Origin of the sequence: Bacillus sp. ISL-78, from assembly GCF_018613455.1 — a bacterium.
Classification (GTDB): Bacteria; Bacillota; Bacilli; order Bacillales; family DSM-1321; genus Peribacillus; species Peribacillus frigoritolerans.
In genome coordinates, this window is sequence record NZ_JAGGQC010000041.1 from 1 (window position 1) to 9,208 (window position 9,208).

Below are 9,208 nucleotides of genomic sequence, written 5' to 3' on the forward strand. Positions count from 1 at the left end.
AACGGGTGCGTTAGCTGAAGAACGGAGCTGTCTTTAAGGCAGCTTCTTCTTATGGAACTATCGGGGCAGGATAGTTCAAGAGTGCTGTTTGAATTTTGATCAACAATAGGGCCGGATTATAAACAATAACTCTAAAAAATTGAATCACTGAAAAATAACTTTCTAAATTATGGAATAGTTTTTTATTTATGGTTGTTTTTACCTGTTCTTAGACATATCATAATGATATATCGAATTGATATATCATTATGATATGTGGAAGGGGAATGTTACATTGTCAATTGAAAGTTCTATTCTAGCTATTTTAAGCTTTTGGCCCAGTACAGGATACAATATTAAAGCAGAGTTTGAGCATAAAGCTGCCGGCTTATACTGGGGAATGAGTTATGGGAGTATTTATCCGAAATTAAAGAAGCTTGAAGAAGAAGGACTAGTTTATCCTATTGAACAAGAGGAAGAGGGGCGTAAAAAGAAACTTTATGAACTTACCCCAAAAGGGTGGGAGGAATATGAAAACTGGCTTCGACTCCCTCCTGCCTATCCAATTATTAGAGACGAATTATTAATGAAGATGTCCACTTGGCACGAAGATATGGAAAGCTCTGTATTAATGAGTCATCTACTAAAAAGAAAAGAGACAACCGAAGATTTACTTGAATTTGTAAAAGACTGGCCAACAAACGGAATCTCTTACATCAGTAAAGTGGGTATGCTAACCATCCGCTATGCCGAATTGCGACTGGAGGCTGAGTTGAAATGGATTGAAGAATCGATAAATGCATTGGAAAATAATCAACTTCCAAAAGGGCAGGATCCAAATGGGAATACAGAAAAACTGCTAGCAAGACGAAGAGAGGCAACCCAAGGAGAAAAGGAGAAATAACTCATGAGAGCTGGAATATTTGAGCCTTTAAAATTCCGTCCATTTCGTTCATTATTTGGCGCGCAGCTATTTTCTGATCTGGGTAATTGGCTCGATTTTATTGCTTTACAGGTTATTGTTGCTTATCATTGGGGGCTAGATGAAACAGCCATTGCCTCAGTGATCATTGTATTAGGGCTACCTTGGGTCATCATAGGTCCCTTTGCAAGTGTATTCGTGGATCGACTTCCCAAAAAGCAAATGATGATCATTTGTTTATTTTTAAGGATCATGTTTGTAGGAGGACTGTTTTTTGCTCCTAACCTTTATATCCTTTTATTGTTTGTGTTTTTGAAGGGAACAGTCTCAGCAATTTACGACCCAGCAAGACAAAGTATGATTAGGTTTACGGTCCCTGATAACCACCTTCCAGAGGCGGTAACACTTAGCCAGCTTTCCGTTAATACGATGAAAATTATTGGTCCTGCACTTGGTGGAGGTGTCATAGCTTTATTTGGAGCAAAAAGTCCATTTTTATTTGAAGCTGCAGGTTTTTTCATCGCTATATTAATTTTACTTACTCTTCCCAACATGGATGAAAAAGAAATGAATGCTGACATTAAATCTGAAAAGAAAAATAGGGATAACGGTAACTATTGGAAAGAACTATTAGATGGCATTAAGCACATTTCATATACCCCATTATTAAAAATCTCAGTTATCCTATCCTCTGTAGCGTTTTTTATCATTTTCCTGTACGATGGACTATTCGTATTTATTGCTCAAAACCTTGGCTTCACGGAAGGGAATTTTGGGTTACTGATTAGTTCTGTAGGTCTAGGAAGCGTGGTAGGCTCTCTTTTAATGGGCAACTGGACACACTGGAAAAGAAAACCTATTCACTTTATGTCAAGTGCATTACTTTTTAGCGGTTCATTAATCATTGTAATGGGGCTTGGTAGTATGGAGATTGTAAATCTTCCTGCATTAGCCTGGGTGATTGGCGCATTTTTCCTTGGTTTCATGGGCTCCGGTGAGTCGGTCCCTTATGGATTTACCTTACAATCGGAGACACCCAAGCAAATGATGGGCAGAGTATCTGCTGCGGCCACATCATTACAAACCTGCTCTATGCTTATTGCACCTGCTGTGGGCTCTCTTCTTGCCAAATGGCTTGGAGTTTCTTTCGTTTTGATAGGAGCAGGAGGAGCAACCTGCTTATTGGGTGCATTTGTCCTCATCTTTATCGTGAGAAGAATAAACGTTCAAAAAGATATTCAGAAAAAACAATTCCAAGCTTAAAAAGTTACATGATAATACAAACTATTTTGGGAACATTAACGTTGAAGTTAGGATGAGGTTTTTAGCAACCGAAATTTATTGGTCATAAAAAATAAAGCAAGAGAAAAAATCTAACAGATTGTATTCCACAATTGGGAGCGATTCTTTAATAAGAATCGCTTTTTTTATAGAACTAACGGGGCAGTAGTTTAATAACAAATCCTCCCTATACTTACCAGTGACAAGTCAATCGGAGGAAAGTTAATATCGTTTTAAAATAAGAATTACTGTCAGGTGGAATCGACTTGAATGATTAGAATTATATTTTTTTTACTAGGAATAATATTAATCTTACTAGCATCATACTTATGGAAAAAGGGAGACCCGAAAGTACCCTTTTGGGAGGTTTTAACCGACTTTGTATTTGATATAATGTCTATTCAATTATTTAATCTTTTTAGTTCACGTACTTGGGCTGTGTTGTTGTGGCTAATTGGCTTTGCAATTTTAATAGTTGTTGTAATAGCTCAAATAAATTCATAACTAAGGTTACTTTTAGTTTTCTTTTAGTGAACTAACGGGTGCTTTAGCTTAGGATCAGAGCTGTCTTTAACAGGCAGCTTTTTCTTTATGCAACTATCGGGGCAGGTTAGTTGCTTAAGTTAAAGGAGATTTAATGTGTTTTTAAAAATCTGAATATGTTATAATTTGGAAAGGGGTAAGCCGAAATTTCATTAAAAACAAAACATATAGGATGTGTTGTTAATGAAAAAATTTCTGGTAGGAATAGGCATCGTAGTGGTAGCCCTGCTTATTTCGGTGTTTTTGAAGGATTTCACTTTATTGTATAAAATTACTGGAGTGGTCGCATTAATCTCACTAATAATAAGTGCATTGTTTTCTGGAGCATTTGTTGATGGAGATAGGTTGGGCAGAAATTTACAATCTGAATCAAAAGAAGATAGAAAACAAAGATTTTCAATGACTAATACAATTTTATTGATTGGATTACCGAATTTATTAATCGCAATGGTTAGTTATTTTGTAATGAACTAACGGGTGCATTAGTTCTTTAAGAGGAGAGAACTGTGGCTTTGAAATAAAGTTCTGATAATTTATAAAAAGGATTGATAAAACAGCTTGTTGGTTGGGAAAATCACAAGCTGTTTTTCTGTTAAGGTTCAAAGTACAATAAAAGTAAGAATTTCATATTATGATATATGTTACAAGATTTGAATATTTAAACTTTTGGGCAGTTAATAGGTAAATTAATATAAGGAGGAGTAATAACATGATTCAACATCTTAGAAAAGGCGATAAGATTGGTATTTATACGCCTTCATCTCCTGCAACTGTAACGGCTCAGAAGCGTTATGTACGAGCAAAACAATTTTTAGAGTCAAAAGGTTTTATTATCGTAGAAGGGAAACTAACAGGAAAGGCCGATACATATCGTTCAGGTACACCCAAGGAACGTGCAAGTGAATTAAACGCATTGTTGTGTGATCCCGAAATTAAAATGGTAATGTCCACGATTGGTGGAACAAACTCCAATAGTATGCTCCCTTATATTGACTATGAAGCATTGAAGGAAAATCCAAAGCTAGTTGTCGGTTATTCAGATGCAACAGCTATTCTTTTAGCTTTATATGCAAAAACAGGGATTTCAACTTATTATGGACCAGCTCTGATCCCATCTTTTGGTGAATTTGAGCCTCTTGTAAACGATACATATACTTATTTTGAAAATTATTTTATGAAAGAATCAACGCTGCCATATGAGGTACCGATACCAGCATTTTGGTCAGATGAAGCCGTTAACTGGCTTGAAAAAACGACAGAGAAACCCCTTTTTTCAAATGAGTGGGTAACAGGACAATCAGGTGTTGCAAAAGGTAGATTAATTGGTGGGAATAATAATGCGCTGTGCGGATTTATTGGTACAGAATATTTCCCTGAAATTAAAAAGGGAGATATTTTTCTGATAGAGGATTGTACAAAAAATGCTTCAATTGTTGAGAAAAACTTTGCGATGTTAAAGCTACATGGAGTATTTGACAAGGTAGCAGGCATTATTTTAGGCAAACATGAACGATTTGATGATTTAGGCACAGGAAGAAAACCACTTGAAATTTTATTAGAGCAACTAGACGGTAAAGATATTCCGATTTTAGCTGAATTTGATTGTTGTCACACGCATCCAATGCACCCATTAGCAATTGGAAAAAAAATAAAATTAGATGCAACAGCGAAGAAAGTGTATTGTACGGAGAGATGGATTTAATTTTAATATGGGTGGTATTATTACAATTTATAATTTCTTCAACTAGGTGCGTTAGCTGAAGATCGGAGCTGCCTTTAAGGAGGCGGCTTTTTCTTATGGAACTATCGGGGCAGGTTAGTTCAGCAAACATACGAATTAATTTTATATGTCTGTTATTTTTTGGTATTAAAATTGCATGACCTAATATTGAAAGGTTTAAAATTGGGAGGAGAAATAATATGGAAACAGTAAATATTAGGACTGCTGCAAAACATGATATCCCACAACTTCTCGAATTAATGAACCAGTACATCGTTGATTTCTACAAGTGTCCTCGTCCAAGTGATGATTCACTCAAAAAATTGATCAATCATTTACTTGAAAATCCCTATGAGGGTATCCAGTTTGTTGTAGAAAAGGAACCGCATCACTTAGTTGGCTTTTCCACTTTATATTTTACTTTTAATACATTAGAAGTGAAACGAATGGCTTTCCTTCATGATCTATTTGTAAAACCTGATGTAAGAGGACAAAAAATTGGTGAAAAACTACTTCAGTCCTGTGTCAATTATATTAGAGAGAATGATTATTCTCATATGATTTGGGAAACAGCACATGATAATCTTGCTGCCCAATCGTTATATGACAAAATTGGGGCACAAAAGGCAGTTTGGCTGAACTATGAAATTAAGTAATTTCACGTAGTTTTTATGTTTTTTTGAATACGTTATTCAAAGCCTATTAATATTTGATTATTATTAGGATCTGATTTGCCTGAAAAGTTAGCATACAAGATTCCGGCATATGAATTGTTTTTCGAAAGGGTGCGATTGCCCAAGAAGAGTAGTCGCTTCTTGGGCTAATGGGCAGGTTCGTGGAAGAACAAACTACATTTATATTTTGAGAGAATTACTGTTTAAAGATATAACAACAGGTACGTTAGCTGAAGATCGGAGCTGTCTTTAAGGCAGCTTTTTCTTTATGGAACTATCGGGCAGGATAGTTCAAGGCTTGTCAGAATTAAACATCCAACTTACTAAATCAAATAGCTTAGTGAAATGCTAATTACTTAAGCTATTTTTCCATGCAGTAGCTAATAAACTCACACCCTTTTGAATTTCGTCCAGGGATGGTGCACCATACCCTAGCATAACCTGATGATTTGGCTTGTGAAGCTGATACATTGTTGAAACGGCATCGACTTTAACTCCCCTTGATTTCGCTAGCTCTATTGCTATAGATTCATTTAATCTTTCTGGTAATTGAACAATGATATGTAAGCCTGCTGCATCGCCCATGACTTTAAATTCTTCTCCTAGATGTTTCGTTATGCTTTCAATTAAACAGCTTCTTTTTGTTCGATATAAAGTTCTCATTTTTGCTATATGTGCTGTATAATGTCCTTCTTCCATAAATTTTGCGACGACTTGTTGATCGATTCTTGAAACGGTAGATTTTTGATAAGTATTGAACTCTTCAAAGTCCGATCGAAGAGATGTTGGCATAATAAGATAACTCATACGAAGCGATGGTAACAATGTTTTTGAAAATGTTCCAAAGTAAAGCACCCGTTTAAATGAATCTAAATGAGATAATGTTGCAATTGGTGCGCCTTTGTAACGAAATTCAGAATCATAGTCATCCTCTATAATGTAAGCATCTTGTTTAAGTGCCCATTGTAATAACTGTATCCTTCTAGCTATGGACATAATTGCACCGGTTGGATATTGATGAGCTGGTGTCGTATATAGTAGCTTAATTGCCTTATTAGGCACACAACACCCTTCCTCATCTACAGAAACCGCATGACATTGTAGTTGTAATTGCTCAAAAACAGATTTTGCTCGAATAAACCCTGGTTCTTCTGTTCCAACAGTTTTCCGATTAAAAAATAGACATATATTCATTAACTGTTGCTGAAATCCACTAAAAATAAATACTTGCTCCGGCTGACAATCTAACCCTCTAGCTTGTTGTAAATACCGTGCAATTTGTACACGTAACGAATATTCTCCTTGCCACGGTGCATTGCATCCGTTGAATTCATTAAGCTCTTTTCGATATAGTCGGTTCCATTGTTTGTAGGGGAATACAGCTGCATCAACCTGACCATTTTTAAAATTAATAAAATAATCAGATTGCGCCGTTTTCTTTAGAGAAGTTGTAGCATTCTCAGTATAGTGCCATTCATCTGCAATTTCCGAAACAAAATAACCTTGTCGTTCAACAGAATAACTGTATCCTTCACTCTGCAGTTGTTCGTAAGCAATTTGAACAGTCATGATACTTATGTTTAATTGATCAGCCAAACGTCGTTTAGAAGGAAGTTTAGTATGAGCGAATAGCTTTTTTTCTAAAATCGCTTGTCGAATTTGTTCATAAATTTGCCTATATTTGGGTTTGTCGTCCGTTAGTAGAATTTGAAGTTCCATCTCATCATCCCTTGGTATTATATAAAAACTCATTTTTGGTTATTTTTATCATATCAGAAAAAGGTTTTAATTATATGCAAGGAGTGATAAAAATGAAAAAATTAGAAAATAATGTTGTACATTTAATCCCAATGGGACTCGAACATGTTGAAGGGATTTATGAAGCAACGCAAGATAAACGTATATGGGAGCATATGTCTGTTGATTTAACGGAGAAAAGTTGTGTACTTCATTATGTACAAGATGCGTTACAAAAACGTGAGCATGGTACAGATATTGCGTATGTGATTATAAATAAAAAAACAGACAAAATAATTGGTGCTACCTGGTTTCTCGATATTTCAAAACAACACAAACGACTTGAAATCGGATCAACTTGGATTAACCCTATTTATTGGCGAACAAATATTAATACGAATTGTAAATACTTATTGTTGAAATATTGTTTTGAAGAACTAGGCTTTAATCGTGTACAAATAAAAACAGGACATGAAAATTTCCGTTCGCAAAAAGCGATAGAACGGATTGGTGGAGTAAAAGAAGGTATTCTTCGAAGTCATATGATTCGAAAAGAAGGGATACTTCGTCATACTGTCCTGTATAGTATCATTAATGAAGAATGGGCCAAAGTGAAAAAACATTTTGAAGTACATTTACTTAATTAAGGTAAACAGTTTAGTTGGAGAATGATTTATTGTCTTATTTAACAAAAACGGGTACTTTACTTCAATAAGGTAGGTTGCTTCGGCAACCTTTTTCTTACGGAACTAACGGGTGCTTTAGTTCATTAACAGGGGTTGCTGCGGCAGCCTTTTTCTTATGGCACTAACGGGGCAGGTTAGTTCAACAAGAGAACCGAGATGAAAGAGGAGAATGTTGATCTTTTGTTGAAGTGTATATAATTAGAAGTGGAGGTGCCACAATGCAAGAATATATATATCATATGGTTCCTAAAGAGATGATTGGTGACAAACTTATACCATTGAATGCTTTAGGTAAGATATCTCCTCATTTGTATGAGAAATATACGAAGAAGTATTTTGACCACCCTGAGAGACCGAAACTGCTAAAAAAACAAATTCCTAAACTTAATTGTTTATGGAATGATGTCCTTCATTTTATACCTCTACATCCTTATTACGTTTACGAAGCTCTCACAAGCTTAGGAATAAAAACTAAAGAAGAACAACAATTTTTAAAAATCCCAATTGAAAAACTAACAAATAATACGAATGCTATATATCTTTACACAAAAGAGAAATACAAAGGTCCAGCTGAAGAAATTGAAGAAGATGAAATTAAGCTATTGAATATTGAGACTTATAAAGAACTTAAAGAAATACCCTCAGCATCAATAGAATATTACAAAATTGAAAATGAAAAGGGTAACAGAATTGGTCTTTTTCCATACATACCACATTTATTAAGTCTTGGAGAGGTTGAAATTAATGATGTCGAGATTGTATCTTGGAACCATTTCAAATGAAAAAGCTTTTTGTTGAGCTAACAGGTACTTTACTTTTTTATGGTGCTGAAACAGCGCCATTTTTGTATGAAAACACAATAGTAAAAAAGCCATGCTAAAATAAACCCTCCATATTCTCATTTTTTTGATGGGGGTAAATGTACTATGTTGTTATTTAACTGGTTATGCAGTTTGTTGTTCAGATGGAGGGATTGTTGTATATCCTTTCTTTTTTAGGTATTCGATCATTTTTAATTCTTTGTTCATTTGTTTTTCTTCAAGGTAATTTGAGCCTAGTTCATGATAGGGTTCTCCTGTTTTTAAGATGTTGTAAGCAATCGTCAATAGTAAATGAGCAGAAGCGATTCGTCCCTTCATTTTTCCCTGTCGTTTGGTAATCCTTTTTCGATGTGAAGCAATTCGATTATTTTGCCTAGAGGTTGCCAGTACACATTCTACAGCCATCGTTTTTAATGCTTTGTTTCCTTGTGTGGTTTTACTCGTTTTTTTTTACCAGCACTTTCGTAATTTCCAGGACTCACACCAGCCCAAGAGGCAAGATGTTTAGCCGACTTAAATACGGACATATCCACGCCCATTTCTGCAATAAAAGTAGCTGCGGCAGCTTTGTTCACACCAGGTATACCATCCAATAATTCTACTTCCTTACGATAAGGGGACAGGAGTTGATCGATTTGTTTTTCCAATTCTTCTATGGTTTGTTCTAAATAAGCCATGTGCTCCCAATGGTAACGCAACATATCACGATGATGACGGCGAATACGGCCATTAATTGCATGGGCAATGTCAGTAATACTCGCTTTTGTTCGCCAATCCACCATTTTTCCAAGAGCATCGGTCTGTATTTTTTCACCATTTAGAATCCCTTCAAGGATACGTCGTCC

Annotated in this window: 11 protein-coding genes; 8 read left to right on the forward strand and 3 right to left on the reverse strand. The window is 35.4% G+C overall.

The window, feature by feature from the left end; all coding sequences use genetic code 11:
* Window positions 1–274 precede the first annotated feature (274 nt).
* The 6 genes from J7I96_RS25360 (at window position 275) to J7I96_RS25385 (ending at window position 5,101) form a co-directional block, all read left to right on the forward strand.
* The gene (locus J7I96_RS25360) at window positions 275–883 is read left to right on the forward strand and encodes a PadR family transcriptional regulator (RefSeq protein WP_214772479.1); all 609 of its coding nucleotides are present in this window, start codon (window positions 275–277) and stop codon (window positions 881–883) included.
* 3 nt (window positions 884–886) lie between these two features.
* Window positions 887–2,164 (forward strand): MFS transporter, encoded by a 1,278-nt coding sequence (locus J7I96_RS25365; RefSeq protein ID WP_214772477.1) that lies wholly within the window; start codon window positions 887–889, stop codon window positions 2,162–2,164.
* A gap of 288 nt (window positions 2,165–2,452) precedes the next feature.
* A complete protein-coding gene (locus J7I96_RS25370) occupies window positions 2,453–2,686 on the forward strand; it encodes a hypothetical protein (protein WP_214772475.1) in 234 nt (77 codons plus the stop codon).
* 222 nt (window positions 2,687–2,908) lie between these two features.
* Window positions 2,909–3,199: a DUF5316 domain-containing protein gene (locus J7I96_RS25375; protein ID WP_214772473.1), complete on the forward strand. Its 291-nt coding sequence runs from the start codon at window positions 2,909–2,911 to the stop codon at window positions 3,197–3,199.
* Window positions 3,200–3,434: 235 nt separating this feature from the next.
* A complete protein-coding gene (locus tag J7I96_RS25380) occupies window positions 3,435–4,427 on the forward strand; it encodes a S66 family peptidase (protein ID WP_214772471.1) in 993 nt (330 codons plus the stop codon).
* 218 nt (window positions 4,428–4,645) lie between these two features.
* Window positions 4,646–5,101, forward strand: coding sequence for a GNAT family N-acetyltransferase (locus J7I96_RS25385; RefSeq protein ID WP_214772469.1), 456 nt, complete (start codon window positions 4,646–4,648; stop codon window positions 5,099–5,101).
* Window positions 5,102–5,467: 366 nt separating this feature from the next.
* Here the strand turns inward: J7I96_RS25385 and pdxR are convergent, their stop codons facing one another.
* Window positions 5,468–6,838, reverse strand: coding sequence for a MocR-like pyridoxine biosynthesis transcription factor PdxR (gene pdxR / locus J7I96_RS25390; RefSeq protein WP_214772629.1), 1,371 nt, complete (start codon window positions 6,836–6,838; stop codon window positions 5,468–5,470).
* A gap of 92 nt (window positions 6,839–6,930) precedes the next feature.
* On the opposite strand from pdxR, the gene J7I96_RS25395 reads away from it, so the two are divergent.
* Both J7I96_RS25395 and J7I96_RS25400 read left to right on the forward strand, forming a co-directional pair.
* Complete coding sequence (locus tag J7I96_RS25395; RefSeq protein WP_214772467.1) at window positions 6,931–7,503, forward strand: GNAT family N-acetyltransferase; 573 nt, start codon at window positions 6,931–6,933, stop codon at window positions 7,501–7,503.
* A gap of 257 nt (window positions 7,504–7,760) precedes the next feature.
* Window positions 7,761–8,324 carry a group-specific protein gene (locus J7I96_RS25400; RefSeq protein ID WP_214772466.1) on the forward strand — a complete coding sequence of 188 codons (564 nt, stop codon included), beginning with the start codon at window positions 7,761–7,763 and terminating at the stop codon, window positions 8,322–8,324.
* A gap of 162 nt (window positions 8,325–8,486) precedes the next feature.
* Here the strand turns inward: J7I96_RS25400 and J7I96_RS25405 are convergent, their stop codons facing one another.
* Both J7I96_RS25405 and J7I96_RS25410 read right to left on the reverse strand, forming a co-directional pair.
* Window positions 8,487–8,768 carry a hypothetical protein gene (locus J7I96_RS25405; RefSeq protein ID WP_095392615.1) on the reverse strand — a complete coding sequence of 94 codons (282 nt, stop codon included), beginning with the start codon at window positions 8,766–8,768 and terminating at the stop codon, window positions 8,487–8,489.
* Between the two features lie 5 nt (window positions 8,769–8,773).
* The coding region (locus J7I96_RS25410; protein WP_215048186.1) for a transposase at window positions 8,774–9,208 on the reverse strand (435 nt) is incomplete at its 5' end.